We start from the raw sequence: 19,202 nt of genomic DNA, 5'->3' as shown, positions 1-19,202 counted from the left end.
GGGGAATTTATAACTCGATGATTTTAAAACAGCAGTGTCTCTTGATCCTATTTTTTTAAAATTATCACCAGCAAGTCGTAGGATAAATTATGATTTCAGGAATTTTAGCTTCACCGGGTATCGCATTTGGTCAAGCTCTTCTACTTAAAGAAGAACCTATTATTATTAGCCAACGTAAAATCCAAAGTGACGAAGTTGACACCCAAATCGAACGTTTTAAAGATGGTCGTAATAAATCAGCGCAACAACTAGAAATCATTAAAGCCCGTGCTGAAAAAAATCTTGGTGCCGATAAAGCTGAGATTTTTGAAGGCCATATTATGTTATTAGAAGATGAGGAACTCGAACAAGAGATCATATCCCTCATCAAAAGTGACAAGAAAACCGCAGAAGCAGCGGTTCAATCTGTTATTGAAGATCAGGCAACCGCATTAGAAGCCTTAGATGATGAGTACTTAAAAGAGCGTGCGGCTGACGTTCGTGATATTGGTAAGCGCTTAATGCGTAATATCTTAGAGATGCCAATTATCGATTTAAGTGCTATTTCTGAAAAAGTGATTTTAGTTGCTACAGATTTAACGCCATCAGAAACAGCGCAGCTTAGCTTAGACAATGTGTTAGGCTTTATCACTGACTTAGGGGGTAGAACATCACACACCTCTATCATGGCGCGCTCTTTAGAGATCCCAGCGATTGTTGGTACATCTAATGCAACAGAAACCATTAAAAAAGAAGATTATCTGGTTCTTGATGCGATTAACAATAAAATCATTATTAATCCTTCTGATGAAGAGCTCGAAGCATTAAAGGCTATCAAAGAAGAGTACCTACATGAAAAAGAAGAGCTGGCAAAACTAAAAGATTTACCAGCAATTACCCTTGATGGGCATCAAGTTGAAGTTTGCGCTAATATAGGTACTGTACGTGATGTCGCAGGTGCTGAGCGTAATGGTGCGGAAGGTGTTGGACTCTATCGTACTGAATTCCTATTTATGGATAGAGATTCCTTACCAACAGAAGAAGAGCAATTCCAAGCTTATAAAGCTGTGGCTGAAGCTGTAGGCAGTCCTGCGGTCATTATCCGTACTATGGATATTGGTGGCGATAAAGACTTACCTTACATGAATTTACCAAAAGAAGAGAATCCATTCTTAGGTTGGCGTGCAATTCGTATTTGTCTTGACCGCAAAGAGATCCTTCATCCACAATTACGTGCTATCTTAAGAGCGTCTGCTTTTGGTAAACTACGTATTATGTTTCCAATGATTATCTCTGTTGAAGAGATCCGAGCATTGAAAGCGGAACTTGAAATACTGAAAAGCCAGCTTCGTGAAGAAAATAAGCCTTTTGATGAATCTATCGAAGTTGGTGTTATGGTTGAAACGCCAGCAGCGGCTGTTATGGCTCGCCATATGGCAAAAGAAGTTGACTTTTTCAGTATTGGGACTAACGATCTAACACAATATACTCTGGCTGTAGACCGTGGAAATGAGCTGATATCTCATCTATATAATCCAATGTCACCTGCTGTACTTAATCTGATTAAACAGGTGATTGATGCATCACACGCTGAAGGTAAATGGACTGGAATGTGTGGTGAGCTTGCCGGGGATGAACGGGCAACAATGTTGCTTCTGGGCATGGGATTAGATGAGTTTAGTATGAGTGCTATATCAATTCCTCGCATCAAAAAAATTATTCGTAACGCCAATTTTGATGATGCAAAAGCACTGGCAGAGCAAGCACTTGCTCAGCCGACTGCAAAGGAATTAATGGACTTAGTAGAAACTTTTACTAAAGAAAAAACACTGTGCTAATAACGTTAGCCAGAGCCCGGTCCCAACTAAAATAATTAGGAGAAGATTCATGGGTCTGTTTGATAAATTAAAATCACTGGTTTCAGAGGAAAAGAAAGGCAGTGGCACGATTGATATTGTTGCACCACTTTCTGGTGAAATCGTCAATATCGAAGATGTTCCTGATGTTGTTTTCGCTGAAAAAATTGTAGGTGACGGTATTGCTATCAAACCTGCTGGTCATAAAATTGTTGCACCAGTTGATGGTACTATCGGTAAAATTTTCGAGACTAACCATGCTTTCTCTATTGAGTCTGACAACGGTATCGAATTATTTGTCCACTTCGGTATCGACACAGTTGAACTAAAAGGTGAAGGATTTAAACGTATCGCTGAAGAAGGTCAACAAGTTAAAGTCGGTGATACTGTTTTAGAATTTGATTTAGCGGTATTAGAAGAAAAAGCAAAATCGGTATTAACACCGGTTGTGATTTCTAATATGGATGAAATCCAAGGTTTAACTAAAATGACAGGCCCAGTAACTGTTGGTGAAACCGTTGTAATGCAGATCAAAAAATAATTTTTAATCTGTTCTCACTTTTAAACCGCCACATTTCCTCTGTGGCGGTTTTTATATGCAAGCGAATGAGCTTTAACGAGGGCAGAAAACTCAACCAAACACCCCAGTTGATAAATAGCGATCGCCTCTATCACAAATAATCGCCACAATCACAGCCCCTGGGTTCTCTTTAGCAACGCGTATTGCACCTGCTACGGCTCCCCCAGAACTAACGCCACAGAATATACCTTCTTTACTCGCTAAGAGGCGCATAGTTTGTTCTGCTTCTGTTTGGGACATATCTATAACACTATCAACCAACTCTTTTCGAAAAATACCGGGTAAATAGGCTGGAGACCAACGACGAATACCCGGAATTTGACTTTTTTCTTCCGGTTGTAACCCGACAATTTTTACTGTGTCCGATTGCGTTTTTAGGTAACTCCCCACCCCAGTTATCGTACCTGTTGTCCCCATGCTAGAAACAAAATGGGTAATACGCCCTTGAGTCTGTTGCCAAATTTCAGGGCCAGTTGAAGTAAAATGCGCTCGAGGGTTATCGGGGTTATTAAACTGATCTAATACCTTCCCTTCACCTTTACGCTCCATTTCTTGCGCTAAATCTCTCGCCCCTTCCATACCAATTTCGCGGCTAACCAAAATAAGCTCGGCGCCATACGCTTGCATGGATGCTTGACGCTCTTTACTCATATTTTCCGGCATTAATAATTTTAGTCGATAACCTTTTACTGCCGCTATCATCGCTAAAGCAATCCCTGTATTACCACTGGTTGCCTCAATTAATGTATCGCCAGGTTTAATTTCACCGCGTAATTCAGCTTGCTCAATCATCGATAACGCGGCTCTATCTTTCACAGAACCCGCCGGGTTATTGCCTTCAAGCTTAACCCATATTTCTGCATCTAATCCTTGTGAAAGTCGTTGTAATTTGACCAATGGTGTATTACCAATAAATTGTTCTAAGCCTGCCACAATAAATCCCTGATCATTTATTTGTTTGTATTAATGAAGAAATCATATTTAACTTATTAACGCAATAAAATTAACATTTTTTGATAGATTTTATTCTTTTTCGTGTTATAGCCTGTATAGTCAGTTTTACTCAATAGCCAAAATACCCATGCAAAAAAATCTGCATGGGCAATCATTAACGGTAATAAAAGAATAATGCTATTTTTTAAGCTGTGTATGCCAGTGAAACTGTTGTTAAGGGACGCTCTTGTGCATATAACCGTGCTTTTGCACCGCCCATATAGTAAATATCACCTTTATGGGGTATTGATGTCATATCATTCCATACCGCGCTAATTGGCGTATTTCCCCACTCAATAGGCTGTAAAACCAATTGCCAATAGTGTCCTTTAGGAGTCACTTCTATTACTTTGACGGGAAGTTTACATAAGCTATCACTATGCGGGTTAAGTGAAATTTCCCAAGGGCGCAAAAAAACATCAACTTTGCCTTGATAGAGCGGCGTAACCGATAAAGGTAAGTGATAGCCAGCAATTTGTAATTGCGCACCATTAATTTCACCTTGGAGATGATTAACATCTCCGAGAAATTCTAAAACAAAGCGACTTTCAGGCGTGTGCCAAACTTGTTGCGGTGTACCCACTTGTTCGATTTTGCCATTTCCCATAATAACGATGCGATCAGCGACTTCCATTGCTTCTTGTTGATCATGGGTGACAAAAACACTGGTAAATTTAAGCTCACTATGTAATTCCCGTAACCAACTGCGTAATTCAGTTCTCACTTTGGCATCTAACGCACCGAAAGGCTCATCGAGTAATAAAATTTGCGGCTCTACAGCCAATGCTCTCGCTAAAGCTACGCGCTGTTTTTGCCCTCCTGAAAGTTGTGCGGGATAACGCTGTGCTAAATGAGGCAGTTGGATCATCTCTAATAATTGCGTGACTTTTTTATCAATCACGGCTTTGTTAGGACGTTCGCGACGTGGTAATACGCTTAAGCCAAAGGCAATATTTTCAAATACCGTCATATGGCGAAACAGCGCATAGTGTTGGAAAACAAACCCAACTTTGCGCTCGCGGGCATGTAAGCGACTGACATCTTGCCCTGCAAAACAGATTTTACCTTCCGTTTGATGCTCAAGTCCTGCAATGATACGTAATAGAGTAGTTTTACCTGAGCCTGATGGCCCCAATAGCGCCATCATTTCACCGGAATTGACCGTTAAATTCACGTCATGCAACACTTCAGTGCGATCAAAATATTTTGTGACATGATTAATTTCAATACTCATATTTTGCCCCTGTTTTGCGTTATTGCTGACGTTCTAAATGCCATTGCAACGCACTTTTAACCATTAATGTAATAATTGCCATCATGGCAAGTAATGCTGCTGCCGTAAAAGCCCCCACAGTGTTGTAGTCTTGGTGCAAAAGTTCGACCTGTAAAGGCAGTGAATAGGTTTCTCCACGAATAGCCCCCGAGACAACAGAGACGGCACCAAATTCCCCTATAGCACGTGCATTTGTTAAAACCACACCGTAGAGCAATGCCCAACGAATATTAGGTAATGTCACTCGCCAAAACATTTTCCAACTACTGGCACCTAATAACACAGCAGCTTCATCCTCTTGGCTTCCTTGGCTCATCATCACTGGGACAAGCTCTCTCACGACAAAAGGACAAGTGACAAATACCGTCACTAATACCATACCGGGCCAAGAGAACATTAACTGAATATCGAATTGTTCCAACCACTGCCCAGCCCAACCATTGCTACCATAAAAAAGCAGATAGAGCAGTCCCGCAACGACAGGAGATACCGCAAATGGGATATCAATCAGCGTCATTAACCACTGACGCCCCGGAAAACGAAAACGCGTAACAAGCCATGCCATACTAATACCAAACAACATATTTATCGGTACAGTAATTAAAGCGATAAGTAGCGTAAGCCAAACAGCATGTAACATATCGCTATCTAGCAAGTTGTCGGTAAATATTTCTATGCCTTTTGAAAACGCAGTCATAAAGATCCACGCAATAGGCACCACTAAAAATAAAATGGATAACACAACGCCTGTAAGGATCAATCCCCATTTTACCCAATCAATTTGGCGACGATAAAGAGAGCGTTGTTGCGCTATATCCGACATTAGTGCCCCCTTAATCGCTTGCCAAAGCGGCTTTGTAATCCATTAATTGAAAACAGTAAGACTAATGAAACCAATAAAATAACAGAAGCGACCGCGCTGGCTGCAGGATAATCAAACTCCTGTAATCGAATAAATATCATCAAAGAAACCACTTCGGTCTGCCATGCAATATTGCCAGCAATAAAAATAACAGCACCAAATTCCCCTAAACTACGCGTAAAAGAGAGCGCCGTACCGGCTAATAACGCCGGAGACAATTCAGGTAACACAACTTTACGGAACGTTTGCCAACGGTTTGCCCCTAATGTTTCAGCCGCCTCTTCATATTCAGGGCCTAACTCTTCTAAAACAGGTTGCACCGTTCTGACCACAAACGGCAAACTAGTAAAAGACATCGCCACAGCAATACCAATCCATGTATTGATCACCTTGATATCAAACTTATCTAACACCAAGCCATACCATCCTTGTGTAGAAAACAACGTTGCTAAGGTTAATCCCGCTACCGCTGTAGGTAAGGCAAAAGGTAAATCCATTAATCCATCAAGAAATTTTCTGCCGGGGAAACGATAGCGCGTAATGATCCACGCTAATAACATGCCAAAAATAGCATTAAAAATACTTGCAACACCGGCTGACAACAAAGTGACTTTATACGCTGCCACGATTTGAGGGTGGGTTATCACCGCCCAATATTGTGCCCAACTCATTTCAGATAACTGCACAACCAGCGCACTCATAGGTAGTAATAAGATCAAACAAGTATAAAAAAGCGTACTACCTAAACTAAGCCCAAATCCGGGTAATACTCGCTTGCTGGCTGTGGCAAACATTATTGGCGTCCTTCTAATAATAATTTATCTAGCGTGCCATCTGTAGCAAAATGCGTTTTCATCACTTGGTTCCAGTCACCAAACACATCTTCAATGGTAAATAATGAAGTGGCTGGAAATTGATCTGCTTTTTTCGCCATCACCGCTTTATCATTTACGCGATAGTTAAATTGTGTGATGATCTCCTGCGCTCTCGGGCTATATAAATAATTTAGGTAAGCTTTGGCGAGAGTTTCTGTTTTATTGCGTTGCACATTTTTATCAATCCATGCCACAGGAAACTCCGCTAAAATATCTACAGAAGGGACAATAACTTGATAATCACCTTCACCATATTGCTGGCGAATATTATTTACTTCAGATTCAAAACTAATTAAAACATCACCAAGTCCACGTTCAATAAATGAGGTCGTTGCCCCCCGTCCCCCGGTATCAAATACCGCAACATTTTTGAGTAACTTTGTCATAGCATCTCGGGTTTGCGCTTCATTTCCATAAGCTTTTTCAAACGCTCCCCATGCGGCTAAATAGGTATAACGACCGTTACCTGATGTTTTTGGGTTAGGGAAAACCACTTTGACATCTTCACGGGTCAAATCTTGCCAAGAAGTGATATTTTTAGGATTTCCTTTACGAACCAAATAGGCCATTGTGGAATAATAAGGTGAGCTATTATTAGGTAGACGTTGTTGCCAATCAGCAGGAATAAGCTTGCCTTTATCATGCAAAATTTGTACATCCGTCACTTGGTTATAAGTGACAACATCCGCAGGTAAACCTTGTAATATGGCTAATGCTTGTTTAGAAGAGCCAGCATGGGACTGTTTGATAGTGACTTTGTCATCAGGATGTTGAGCATCCCATTGGGTTTTAAAATCACTATTAAGCTGTGTAAATAACTCGCGAGCAATATCGTAAGAGCTATTAAGTAATTGAGCTGCATTTGCATAACTACTCGCAACCAAAGACAATGCAACGGTTGCCTGTAATGCAAAAGTTCGGATTGTTTTGTTCTTCATTATAGTACCCATCAGCGTAAGTCTTATTCTAATGGTTACTCTATCGGCTTTATTTATAACAGTGTAGTTAGCTTTTGTTATTTGATATAACTAATAGCTATTATAAATGGATAAAGAGTGAGATTGCCCAAATAAATAAGCATCATAATGATTTAACTGAAAATAATTCAACATTGAGATATCGAGAAACGACCTCGTCAAAATAAAAACGCCAGCATAGTAAATGATACTGGCGTGGCAAAATAGCAGTGTAACGCTAAGACTTACAGAGCGGCTAATACTTCATAAGAAGGAGCGAAATAGTAGCTACCTGTCACAGGTTTACTCATATGCAGTAAATCATCGTATTTACCATCAACTTCACCAAACATACTGAGTAATTGCTGTTCAATATTATATAAACGACCACAGTAAGCTAAGAAATAGAGACCATGTTTACCACTAGCAGTTCCATAAGGTAAGCTATGACGCAAAATCGCTAACTCTTCACCATTTTCTTCAATGGCAACACGGGATACATGAGAGGTAATATTGCGTTCTGATTCATCCAACTCAATGCTCTCTTTTTTAGTACGACCAATCATTTTTTCTTGATCTGATTCACTAAAACGCGCCCATTTTTTTAGGTTATGCTCATAGCGTTGAACTAAAACATAGCTACCACCAGCATCAATACCTTCATTAATTAAAGCAACACCATAGCGCTCGTCACCAACTGGATTTTCTGAGCCGTCAATAAAACCACTAAGATCACGCTCTTCTATCCAGCGGAAACCGTGGATCTCTTCTTCTATTTGGAGCACGTTACCAAAAGCAGCTATTGCAGCTTGCGCTAATGAGAAATTCACATCATGACGCATGGATTGGATATGGATAAGCATATCGCGCTGAGTCGCAGGAGCTAACCCTTTGCCTAATGGACGAAATGGCTTTAACTCTGGCGCACTATTATTATCTGATAATTTTTTCCAAAGATCTGAACCAAAAGCTACCACGGCACCTAATGAAGCATCAGGATACTGTTTTTGTAATTCGCTAAGAGATTGCATAAATTGTTGGCAGCCTTGACGTAGTTGATCAATTTCCCCCACCACCATTGCTTCAATAAATAGACCGAATTTACTATGTGCGACTAAAATACCGCTTTGTGCATGAGACATATTGCTTCCCTAATAAATAATAAAAAATATATAAATTAATGTGGTTTATTATATCCAACATTTATTTTTAGGCTTTGCTATTTAACAAATTTTTGTTAGCAGAAAAGGTAAATATAAAATTATTTTATTAATAACACTTAAAAATAACCTATTTTTGCCAAACAATTTGTGTTACCTGCCAATTTGCTAATGTTTCATCGGGTGGCATTAGACCATCAGGGCCATCCCATTGCCCAGCAAAAACATAGCTCACTGATTTTGCTTGTTCTGATTGGCATTGAATGGTTTTTTGTTTATCGACTTTCGGCCCGTTACTGCACATACCAAATGCTTTTTTATAAATATCTTTAAATGGTGTACCTATTGTCGTTCCCCACGCTGTTTTCGCATTAGGATCAGATACCGTGATTTTATCTACTGTGCCCTTTTCTTTGCCATAAAAAGCCACTTGTACTTTTTCATCTTCAAGTGCTTGCACAATAACTATAATATTGCCTTGTTGCATTTCCATTCCTTGTCGGTAATGGAAACGGCTACCCAGCTCTTTTTCGATCGCTTGCTCTGTCACTGCCGTTGAAGCGGTGATATTATCTAATCCATTTGCAGAAACCGTTAACGTCTCATTTGAGAACCAATTCATTGGATTAAGTGCAGAAAAAGACATTCCCCCCATGGATGAACAGCCACTTAATAGCAAGACACTTGTGCTTAAGCACAAGGGTAACCAAAATTTAGGCATTATAAATACTCCATTTCACTTTTTCGTTATAAATTCAATTGATGCTAAGGCAACAAGTTTTTACTCGCATAAAACTAAAATAACTGAATACTTCAGACTAGTTACGACCATAACTCAGCCAAGTTTGTTCCCTTAAATCGACAATATCAGATTTTATCCAGTAAATAAGCAAGGTTAAGTTCTTTTTTATCGAGGCAACATCATGATAGGAAAGAAAGTACAAAAAAAGAAAATCCTCTCTATTAACCGATTAAAATTATCTTAACAGTCAATAAAAGAGGATTTAGCGAAGAATTAAAGATCGAAGTCCTGATCGATAATTAGGCGTTTAGTGTAAGCCGTATTCTCTTGATTTTGATCTTCATAGAGAAGCTTTTCAAACATACAAATAGTGGCATCGTTCTCTTCGGGGATCATTAAAGTAATTTGTGGACACCCTTTTGCAATGAGTTTTTTCTCTAGCCGAGAGATTAGTGCATTGGCAATTCCTCTACCGCGAAACTCAGGATGAACGCCCAAATAGTAAAGCGAGCCACGATAACCATCATAGCCTCCCATTACACTACCGACTATTTCGCCAGCAACCTCTGCGATTAAAAAGAGATCGGGGGAGTGGTTAATCTTTCGTTCAATATCAATTTCAGGATCATTTTCTGGTGAGATCAAGTCGCAACGTTCCCAAAGTGTAATGATTGCCTCAAAATCATCTTGACGGAATACACGTATTTCCATTGTTTTGCCTGTTATCTTTCACAAGTTACTAAATTTATTATCCCTTGTTTACTTTATCAATCAACTTCAAAATGAGAGCATAGGTCATATCGCGTTCCATTTTTAATAAATATGATAAAAACTGTAGGTTATTATGAGTTTACCTGATATTCATCGTGTGCAATCATTTTTTTTGTCGTTGCAAGATAGTATTTGCCATGCTATTGAAAATATAGACCAAAAAGCAACCTTTCAGCAAGATAATTGGCAAAGAGAAGCTGGCGGTGGTGGTCGTACTCGAGTGCTCACCCAAGGTGCTATTTTTGAACAAGCGGGTGTTAATTTTTCCCATGTTTATGGAGATGCCTTGCCTGCATCAGCCACGGCTCATCGCCCTGAATTAAGCGGTCGTCGTTTTCAAGCAATGGGCGTTTCATTAGTTATTCACCCTCTTAATCCCTATATTCCTACTTCACATGCAAATGTTCGTTTTTTTATTGCTGAAAAAGAGGGAGAAGCTCCTGTATGGTGGTTTGGTGGAGGCTTTGACTTAACGCCTTATTATGGATTTGAAGAAGATGTTATCCATTGGCATAAAGTGGCTAAATCTGTGTGTGATCCCTTTAGCCAAGATTATTATGCTCGATATAAAAAATGGTGTGATGACTATTTTTATTTAAAACATCGTAACGAACCGCGTGGTGTTGGTGGTCTATTTTTTGATGACTTAAATACTCCTGATTTCGATCACTGTTTTGAATTTGTACAACGTGTCGGGCAGGGTTATCTGGATGCCTACTTGCCGATTGTCGAAAAACGCAAATCTATGCCCTGGGGAGAGCGTGAACGCCAATTCCAACTTTATCGCCGTGGCCGTTATGTCGAGTTTAATTTGGTTTGGGATAGAGGCACGCTATTTGGTTTACAAAGTGGCGGACGTACTGAATCCATTTTAATGTCAATGCCACCATTAGTTCGCTTTGCATATGATTATCGCCCTGAACCTAATACTCCCGAAGCTAAGCTGTATACTGATTTTTTAATTCACAAAGAGTGGGTATAGCAGTTACTGATGTATTAAAACTAAAGCCATTTATTTATTATAATTGGCTTTAGTTTGGTAAAAATTACTGCTTTATTAATTAGTCATTAAATAAAAAGGCGAGTAATCCAGTCACTTTATTTTTATTTTCCCACCCCTCTCCTCTCATACAAATATCAAAATACTGTTTACGCTCTGATTCATTGGCATCATAACGAGAATAGGAATGATAATTTGAATTAGGAATAGTAACTTCTTTACCATCTACTGTTATCGTTGAAGAAGAAGGATAGCTATAATTTGGCGTTGAACTCAAATAATGCTCAGGGTAGCGTTGTTTTGCTTCTTGCATGCATAGATTTTTAGCGATATCTAAAGGTGTGGGATTTTTCATATTTACTTGCCATTTTTCTGGGGTGGCACAGCCAGAAAGTAAAAAAATAGCAAAACCCATAGTCATTTTTTTCAAAGTAAAAAACTCATTAATACGAATAGTAATCAGTTACAATTTAACTGTTTTTTGAAAAAAATACTTAATTTTTGCTTAAATTATTTCGGTTTCTTTTATGAAAGTATGAAGAATTCATCAATAAGCAATAAAAAAACTGAGTCCGGTGAAACGAACTCAGTTTTTATTCTATATTTAACTGGCTATTTAATTTATTTTGATTTCTTTAAATGAGCCATTAAGCGCTTACGTTTACGTATTTGCGAAGCTGTTAATTTATTTTTCTTATCCGCATAAGGGTTTTCCCCTTCTTTAAATTGAATACGGATAGGAGTTCCCATCACTTGTAGTGTGCGACGGAAATAATTCATTAAATAGCGTTTATAGCTATCAGGTAAATCAGACACTTGGTTACCATGAATAACCACGACAGGTGGGTTATATCCCCCAGCATGGGCATATTTCATTTTTACACGGCGTCCACGAATAAGAGGGGGTTGGTGATCATCCTCTGCCATCTTCATTATGCGCGTCAACATTGATGTACCAACACGACGTGTCGCGCAAGTATAGGCTTCTTGAATCGACTCAAACAGATTACCAACACCACTACCATGTAATGCCGAGATAAAATGAACGCGGGCAAAATCAACAAAACCTAATTTGAGATCAAGCATATCTTTAACTTGTTCGCGATCTTCTTGGGTCATACCATCCCATTTATTGACAGCAATAACTAAAGAGCGTCCAGAATTAAGAATATAACCTAATAAAGAGAGGTCTTGATCTGAAATCCCCTCACGAGCATCAATAACAAGTAGTGCAACATTACAATCTTCAATCGCTTGTAATGTTTTGATCACTGAGAATTTTTCTACCGTTTCTTTTACTTTTCCGCGTTTACGAACGCCAGCGGTATCAATAAGGATATACTCCTTACCATCACGCTCCATCGGTATGTAAATACTATCACGGGTAGTGCCTGGCATATCGTAAACTACAACACGCTCTTCACCTAACATACGGTTAGTCAGAGTTGATTTACCTACATTAGGGCGGCCTACAATAGCTAATTTAACAGGAAGTGTTGTCGGATCGAAATCATCCTCTTCTTCCTCTTCTTCTTGCTCTTTCTGCTCTGCTTCTAAAGCAGCCCAATAAGCGGCATTCTCTTCTTCTTCTGTTAATTCTTTCTCTTCTTCGACGACTTTACCCACAATAGGTAACAACGCTTGCTCAATCAGTTGAGAAACACCACGACCATGTGAAGCAGCAATAGGGAATATTTCCCCTAATCCTAAAGAGTAGAAATCAGCCAAGGCGGTATCAATATCGATACCATCTGTTTTATTCGCCACTAAATAGGTTTTTTTCTCAACACCACGCAAGTGTTTAGCAATACCTTGGTCGGCTGGCATTAATCCTGCTCGCGCATCGACTAAAAATAGCACAATATCGGCTTCTTGAATGGCTTGCAGTGATTGTGATGCCATATGGGTTTCTACACCCTCTTCTGCACCATCAATACCACCAGTATCAATGATAATAAATTCTTCACCGTCTAATTCTGCACGACCATATTTACGGTCACGGGTAAGTCCAGGAAAATCCGCAACTAATGCGTCTCTTGTGCGTGTTAGTCGGTTAAATAATGTGGATTTTCCCACATTAGGGCGCCCTACTAAGGCAATAACGGGTATCATTTTTTGATGCCTCATAAAAATACAATCATAAATCTGATGGTATTTTACATGTAAATACTAAAAAGACGAAACGGCTCCTTTAAAGGAGCCGTAAAATAATTATATTTGTCAGTGCTTAATTACCGACGATATAGATAAAGTTTACCGTCACGTGCTTGGATCATCAGTTTATCTTGAACAGCCTGTGGACGGCTTAATAAACCCGAGCTATTTACTTTATTTTGAGCAATAAATTTGCCTGTACTGGTATCAATCCAATGGAGATAGCCTTCTGCATCTCCCACCACTAAATAACCATCAACGATAGCCGGTGCGGTTAAATTACGGTGCAGTAGGTCTTCTTGTGTCCATAATGTCACACCATCAGATTTGCGCACAGCTAAAACTCGGTCATTTTGGTCGACAAGGTATAGATTGTCACCCAAAAGTACCATGTCATTAACTGAACCTAAATCACGTTTCCAGATGATCTGCCCTGAACGCATATCTAGACTGACTAAATTACCGTTGTAAGCCATGGCATAAACAGTATTTTCATCAATAATTGGCGTAATATCGACATCATTTAAGCGGCTGATCTCAGTAGAGCCTTTCACTTGTGAAATATTTTGCTGCCAAACTAATTGCCCTTGAGATAACACCACCGCACTAACACGGCCATTATCAGCGCCCACAATCGCTGCACCATAAGCAACAGCAGGTGCTGATTCACCACGTACGGATAATGATGGTGTATCTAAGTTGACAGTCCATGATACTTCACCTGTCAGCAAATCAAGCCCTTGCAACATACCGTTACTGGTATGAATAAGCACTAAACCATCACTAACAACAGGTTTGGAAATCGCTTCTCCGGCAACATCTGTTTCCCAATCAATAGAGCCATCATCTGTATTTAAAGCATACACTTTTGCTTTTTCTGTGCCGACAAAAACACGAGTACCAGAGACGGTTAAACCACCGGAAAGTAATGCTGATTCATTAGAGGAGAAGAAACCTTTTTTAGTTGAGAGATCTTGAGACCAAATCTCTTTACCCGTTTCTAATTCTAATGCTTTAACTACCCCATGGCGATCAGCGACATACACAACTGAACCATCCCATGCTGGTGACAAGTGGGAATAGTATTTTCCAATACCATTGCCAACCGATTTGTCCCACACCACATAAGGGGTAAATTGGCTCTGCACCTCAGGCAATGGAGACATTGTCACATTATCCTGCTCACTAGAACACCCAGCTAATAATGCTGATGCTAGTAGACCGATCAGGAGAGTTTTACGCAGTTGCATGTCTGAAGATCCCTTTAATTGGATAAATTATTGAGTTTAAGTTCAACCAATGAACGAATAGCGCCTGCATTTTCATCATTCAATGCATTACGATAAGCGGCGGCTGCACCTGCGTTATCGCCTTTTTTCGCTAATACATCACCACGGATATAATTTTTCATTCCATCCCATGCTTTACTTTTCACTTGCTCTAATGAAATTAACGCAGCATCAGTTTTATCTAATGCCAGTTGCACACGTGCTAAGCGAAGGTTAAGCATATCTGCAAATGCTTCATTCTTTACCATAGATATTGCTTTAGTCAGGTGAGTTTCACCTTTGGCTAAATCGTTGGCATCAATCGCTAATTGAGCTAACTCTAAAGAGGCTAAAGCACCATAAATATCGTTAGTTTCAGAAACAAATTTTTCGGCTAATGCGATATTTTCAGGCGTTGGTTTCGTTAATGCTTCATTTATTGTTGCAAATTCACCCGCACTCTCTTGTAGACGGTTGGCTTGATGTGATTGCCAATATTTCCAACCCCAAATTCCACCCACGCCAATGACAATAGCGAGAATGATCGTTAAACCATAATTTTTTAAAAACTGTTTAATTGCATCAACTTGTTCGTTTTCGGTGCTATAAACTTCCACAAGTCTCTCCTTAACCTAATAACAGCGTCAATTGTTGGGCCAGTTCGCTACGCGATACAATGGTCTGTTCACCTGAACGTAAATCTTTCACGGCTACTGTGCCAGCGTTAATTTCATCTTCACCTAAAATTAACGCGATTTTAGCACCATGTTTATCAGCACGTCCTAATTGCTTTTTAAAATTGCCTTTACCGTGATTGGTCATTAAGCGCAATGTAGGTAATTGATCACGGATTTCTTCTGCCAGCATTAATGCTGCACTTTGGCTATTATCACCAAAAGACGCAAGGTAAACATCAGCGACATGAGTATCAGCAACAAACTCAGGATTAACCGCTTGAACTAATAAGATCATGCGCTCCATCCCCATGGCAAAACCGACCGCAGGCGTTGGGTGTCCACCTAATTGTTTCACTAATCCATCATAGCGACCACCCGCACATACCGTTCCTTGTGAACCTAATGCACTGGTTACCCATTCAAAAACAGTACGGTTATAATAATCTAAGCCTCGGACTAAACGCTGATTAACACGATAAGTAATACCTACAGCATCAAGTAATGCACATAAACCATCAAAGTGTTCTCTTGATTCGTCATCAAGATAATCGAAAAGTTCAGGCGCATCATTCAATAAAGTCTGAATTTCAGGATTTTTAGAGTCTAAAACACGTAATGGGTTAGAATACATACGACGTTTGCAATCTTCATCTAATTGATCAACGTGTTGCTCTAAAAATGCGACTAATGCTTCACGATATTTTGCCCGCGCTTCGAGTGAACCAATAGAGTTCAGTTCTAAAGTCACGTGCTCTGCAATACCTAAAGCCTTCCACCAGCGTGCCGTTAACATAATCAGTTCAGCATCAATATCAGGCCCTTGTAGGCCAAATACTTCTGCACCTAATTGGTGAAATTGGCGATAACGACCTTTTTGAGGGCGTTCATAACGGAACATTGGCCCTAAATACCATAAGCGTTGCTCTTGGTTATAAAGCAAACCATGTTCAATTCCTGCGCGGACACAACCTGCGGTATTTTCAGGACGTAAGGTTAAGCTTTGTGCGTCTTCACCTCGATCGGTAAAAGTATACATTTCTTTTTCAACAACATCGGTCACTTCACCAATTGCTCGCTGAAATAGAGGGGTATGCTCTACGATAGGTGTTCTAATTTCACTAAAACCATAACCGGCTAAAATTTGTTTTAGCGTATTTTCGATTTTCTGCCATACCCGCGTATCAGCAGGTAGGTAGTCATTCATACCACGAATGGCTTGGATTTTTTGTGCCACTTTTTTTCTCTAATAGTTATTAATTGATCAATAAACTGATTATAGAAGCGAAAACAATCAGTATTCAATGTGAAATCAATAGTAATACAGGCTCATTAGTTAATGAGCCTGTTAATTGCGTGTTATTTATCCAATTGATTTATATTAATTCGGAGGTTGCCGTCAAGCATTGCCGCTTTTGTACGGATTTTCGCCTCTAATAAATCAACCATATTACTATTATCAAGACGCTCTTTTTGTCTTACACCGTCTTCATAAAAACCACTGCGTGTTTTAGCTCCGGTTACACCTAGTGTAGAAACTTCGGCTTCACCAGGACCATTAACCACACAGCCAATAATAGAAACATCCATTGGTGTAATGATATCTTCAAGACGTTGTTCTAATTCATTAACTGTACCAATAACATCAAACTCTTGACGAGAGCATGTTGGGCAAGCAATAAAATTGATACCACGAGAGCGAATACGTAATGATTTTAAGATATCAAAGCCAACTTTTACTTCTTCAACCGGATCTGCGGCTAAAGAGATACGTAAAGTATCACCGATACCTTCTGATAGAAGGATCCCAAGGCCTATAGCTGATTTCACTGATCCGGCTCTTGCACCACCAGCTTCGGTGATCCCTAAATGTAAAGGCTGATCAATTTTTTTCGCTAATAAACGATAAGAATCAACAGCAAGGAAAACGTCAGAAGCTTTTACACTGACTTTAAACTGATCGAAGTTCAATTTATCTAAGATATCAACGTGGCGCATAGCCGATTCAACTAGCGCTTCGGGGGTTGGCTCACCATACTTTTCTTGAATATCTTTCTCTAGTGACCCCCCATTCACACCAATACGAATGGGAATATTGCGATCCCGGGCACAATCGACAACTTGACGAATACGCTCTTCATTACCAATATTACCAGGATTAATACGTAAACAATCGACACCATATTCAGCAACTTTAAGTGCAATACGATAATCAAAATGAATATCAGCGACCAAAGGTACTTTCACTTGTTGCTTAATTAGTTTGAATGCTTCAGCCGCATCCATAGTTGGTACAGAAACACGTACAATATCCACCCCAACACGTTCCAGAGACTTAATCTGGTTTACAGTCGCTTCAACGTCTGTTGTTCGTGTGTTCGTCATCGACTGTACCGCGATAGGAGCCCCATCGCCAATAGGTACATTACCAACATAAATTCGCGTCGATTTACGACGAATAATAGGTGATTCTTTATGCATTGATTAATTCTCCCATGCTTCCATGCTTGCTCAAATGTATAGTCAGATTAAGCGCTCGGTACTGTTATTTTTGCTATTTTTCCAGTAAAACGGCTTAAGTCAACAGCTTCACCATTAAACTGTAAACGAGTAACAGAAGGTGCGCCTATTTTTAGTTTATAAGGTTGCTCACCATTAAATTCCAAACGGTCACCGGCTTTCTTAATACCATTAAATAAAACTTTATTTTGAGCATTACGAATTTCTAACCAGCATTCACCATCAAACATCAAGACCAGTTGATTTTCCACAATTGGTGCGGGTGTTGAATTGCCTTCAGCAGAATCAGCACGAGAAGTCGTTGATGTGGTTAATGGTGACACCGGTAATGGAACTGTTTTAACTTCTGCCTCAGGTGTGGCATCTGTTACTGATGGCTCGGCAACCTTATTAGCCTGATTATCTACTAATGGAGAAGCAGGCACTTGTACATTTTCACCCTCAGATGATGGGCTATTATTATCTAAGGTTGATAAAGGAGATTCTATCGTATTGGTGTTTTCTTGCGGACTATTTTGTCCTATGTCTTGCGAAGCCATAGAGACTAATTCTTGTTGATCGGCTTGATGCCCCTGCCACCACCATAAACCGACTAAAGCTATCATTGCTATTACAATAACCCAAGTCAATTTCATCAACCAGCCTTCACGCTTTTTATGACGCTTACCCAATGAGTAATTTTGTGTTGTTGTGACTTTAACTTGTTTTATTGGGGCTTGTTGATCAATTAGACCTAGAATTGCGCTTTCAGGAACACCGACAAGTTTTGCATAAGAGCGCATATAACCACGTAAAAATGTCGGTGCAATACCAGAAGAGATAGTATCAGCTTCAATTTCACATACTGTTGTTAACTTCAAACAAAGTCGATCAGCAACAGTCTGCTGAGTTAGCCCCGCTTTTTCACGTGCCTGACGTAAAAGTTGACCCGCTGTTAATTTCACTTCTTCGGTTTTGTTTTCAGTATTCATTAGCAATCTAGGCACTGTGGCTATTGGATGTTTAACATTGATGAACACGAGAAAATACAGTTTTTAACGTCCTCATCGCGAATTTGGTGATTTTTGGTATTCAGCATGCTGACAAACCAAATAATCTGACGGTATATCCTCAATTAACACATTATTGTTGTTTAATAAATTTTGTTCACAAAGGAAATTACCATAAAACCTTAATACATTAACATTTACTGGCTTCGACTTCATCGCTAATTTGTAATAATCTAGCGCCTGAATAGGATTTCCCAATAACTGGGATGTTAATGCCATTCCTAAATTTGCTTCAGGATGCTCAGGCATCACTGACAGCACTTTTTGAAAATGATATTGGGCTATCTGATATTGTTGCTCAGCCAGATAAGCTTCCCCTAATTGAAGACGAAGAGGCACTGCAACATGTTTTTTATTTGCTGTTGATTGGCAGCCTATTGTCAATAACACCAAGCAGATAGCAACAACCTTTGATGACATCCTTATCATCGTTATCTTCCTTAAATTAATTCATTCTTGCAACTCTCTACTTTGTTTTAAAACCACAGCA

At 39.6% G+C, this 19,202-nt stretch carries 19 protein-coding genes; 3 read left to right on the top strand and 16 right to left on the bottom strand.

The window, feature by feature from the left end; all coding sequences use genetic code 11:
- Positions 1–89 precede the first annotated feature (89 nt).
- Both ptsI and crr read left to right on the top strand, forming a co-directional pair.
- Positions 90–1,817, top strand: a complete 1,728-nt coding sequence (gene ptsI, locus AACU98_RS08305) for a phosphoenolpyruvate-protein phosphotransferase PtsI (protein ID WP_004243799.1) — start codon at positions 90–92, stop codon at positions 1,815–1,817.
- 49 nt (positions 1,818–1,866) lie between these two features.
- The gene (gene crr / locus AACU98_RS08300; RefSeq protein WP_004243800.1) at positions 1,867–2,376 is read left to right on the top strand and encodes a PTS glucose transporter subunit IIA; all 510 of its coding nucleotides are present in this window, start codon (positions 1,867–1,869) and stop codon (positions 2,374–2,376) included.
- 90 nt (positions 2,377–2,466) lie between these two features.
- Here the strand turns inward: crr and cysM are convergent, their stop codons facing one another.
- The 8 genes from cysM to AACU98_RS08260 all read right to left on the bottom strand — a co-directional run bounded on the left by cysM (position 2,467) and on the right by AACU98_RS08260 (position 9,987).
- Complete coding sequence (gene cysM, locus AACU98_RS08295; RefSeq protein ID WP_004243801.1) at positions 2,467–3,348, bottom strand: cysteine synthase CysM; 882 nt, start codon at positions 3,346–3,348, stop codon at positions 2,467–2,469.
- A 205-nt stretch (positions 3,349–3,553) separates the two neighbouring features.
- Positions 3,554–4,642 (bottom strand): sulfate/thiosulfate ABC transporter ATP-binding protein CysA, encoded by a 1,089-nt coding sequence (gene cysA, locus AACU98_RS08290; RefSeq protein ID WP_049197546.1) that lies wholly within the window; start codon positions 4,640–4,642, stop codon positions 3,554–3,556.
- 19 nt (positions 4,643–4,661) lie between these two features.
- Positions 4,662–5,504, bottom strand: a complete 843-nt coding sequence (gene cysW, locus AACU98_RS08285) for a sulfate/thiosulfate ABC transporter permease CysW (protein WP_004243804.1) — start codon at positions 5,502–5,504, stop codon at positions 4,662–4,664.
- A complete protein-coding gene (gene cysT, locus AACU98_RS08280; protein WP_004243805.1) occupies positions 5,504–6,337 on the bottom strand; it encodes a sulfate/thiosulfate ABC transporter permease CysT in 834 nt (277 codons plus the stop codon). Before cysT ends, cysW begins: the two co-directional genes overlap by 1 nt.
- Positions 6,337–7,356, bottom strand: coding sequence for a thiosulfate ABC transporter substrate-binding protein CysP (gene cysP, locus AACU98_RS08275; protein WP_049218880.1), 1,020 nt, complete (start codon positions 7,354–7,356; stop codon positions 6,337–6,339). The genes cysT and cysP overlap by 1 nt, the downstream gene beginning before the upstream one ends.
- A gap of 263 nt (positions 7,357–7,619) precedes the next feature.
- Positions 7,620–8,516 (bottom strand): Dyp-type peroxidase, encoded by an 897-nt coding sequence (locus AACU98_RS08270; protein WP_161735811.1) that lies wholly within the window; start codon positions 8,514–8,516, stop codon positions 7,620–7,622.
- Between the two features lie 148 nt (positions 8,517–8,664).
- Positions 8,665–9,255 carry an RpoE-regulated lipoprotein gene (locus AACU98_RS08265; RefSeq protein ID WP_036918706.1) on the bottom strand — a complete coding sequence of 197 codons (591 nt, stop codon included), beginning with the start codon at positions 9,253–9,255 and terminating at the stop codon, positions 8,665–8,667.
- A 294-nt stretch (positions 9,256–9,549) separates the two neighbouring features.
- Complete coding sequence (locus AACU98_RS08260; protein ID WP_161735809.1) at positions 9,550–9,987, bottom strand: GNAT family acetyltransferase; 438 nt, start codon at positions 9,985–9,987, stop codon at positions 9,550–9,552.
- A 133-nt stretch (positions 9,988–10,120) separates the two neighbouring features.
- Between AACU98_RS08260 and hemF the strand changes: the two genes are divergently transcribed.
- Positions 10,121–11,029: an oxygen-dependent coproporphyrinogen oxidase gene (gene hemF / locus AACU98_RS08255; RefSeq protein WP_161735807.1), complete on the top strand. Its 909-nt coding sequence runs from the start codon at positions 10,121–10,123 to the stop codon at positions 11,027–11,029.
- A 79-nt stretch (positions 11,030–11,108) separates the two neighbouring features.
- On the opposite strand, the gene AACU98_RS08250 is transcribed toward hemF, so the two are convergent.
- From AACU98_RS08250 to AACU98_RS08215, 8 genes are all read right to left on the bottom strand, one after another.
- A complete protein-coding gene (locus AACU98_RS08250; RefSeq protein WP_237612246.1) occupies positions 11,109–11,468 on the bottom strand; it encodes a hypothetical protein in 360 nt (119 codons plus the stop codon).
- 200 nt (positions 11,469–11,668) lie between these two features.
- Positions 11,669–13,159 (bottom strand): ribosome biogenesis GTPase Der, encoded by a 1,491-nt coding sequence (gene der, locus AACU98_RS08245; protein ID WP_004248431.1) that lies wholly within the window; start codon positions 13,157–13,159, stop codon positions 11,669–11,671.
- Positions 13,160–13,278: 119 nt separating this feature from the next.
- On the bottom strand, positions 13,279–14,451 hold the full coding sequence (bamB, locus tag AACU98_RS08240; RefSeq protein ID WP_004243816.1) for an outer membrane protein assembly factor BamB: 1,173 nt from the start codon (positions 14,449–14,451) through the stop codon (positions 13,279–13,281).
- A 14-nt stretch (positions 14,452–14,465) separates the two neighbouring features.
- The gene (locus AACU98_RS08235) at positions 14,466–15,086 is read right to left on the bottom strand and encodes a YfgM family protein (protein ID WP_004243818.1); all 621 of its coding nucleotides are present in this window, start codon (positions 15,084–15,086) and stop codon (positions 14,466–14,468) included.
- 10 nt (positions 15,087–15,096) lie between these two features.
- Positions 15,097–16,380 (bottom strand): histidine--tRNA ligase, encoded by a 1,284-nt coding sequence (gene hisS / locus AACU98_RS08230; protein ID WP_004243819.1) that lies wholly within the window; start codon positions 16,378–16,380, stop codon positions 15,097–15,099.
- A gap of 122 nt (positions 16,381–16,502) precedes the next feature.
- Positions 16,503–17,624 (bottom strand): flavodoxin-dependent (E)-4-hydroxy-3-methylbut-2-enyl-diphosphate synthase, encoded by a 1,122-nt coding sequence (gene ispG / locus AACU98_RS08225; protein WP_161735805.1) that lies wholly within the window; start codon positions 17,622–17,624, stop codon positions 16,503–16,505.
- Between the two features lie 47 nt (positions 17,625–17,671).
- On the bottom strand, positions 17,672–18,634 hold the full coding sequence (gene rodZ, locus AACU98_RS08220) for a cytoskeleton protein RodZ (RefSeq protein WP_004243822.1): 963 nt from the start codon (positions 18,632–18,634) through the stop codon (positions 17,672–17,674).
- Positions 18,635–18,706: 72 nt separating this feature from the next.
- Positions 18,707–19,141, bottom strand: a complete 435-nt coding sequence (locus AACU98_RS08215; protein ID WP_004243824.1) for a hypothetical protein — start codon at positions 19,139–19,141, stop codon at positions 18,707–18,709.
- Positions 19,142–19,202 lie beyond the last annotated feature (61 nt).

This window comes from Proteus sp. G4380 (assembly GCF_963885725.1).
GTDB lineage: Bacteria > Pseudomonadota > Gammaproteobacteria > Enterobacterales > Enterobacteriaceae > Proteus > Proteus mirabilis.
Note: the sequence above shows the minus strand (reverse complement) of the source record. Positions and strands in the feature narration are given on the sequence as shown.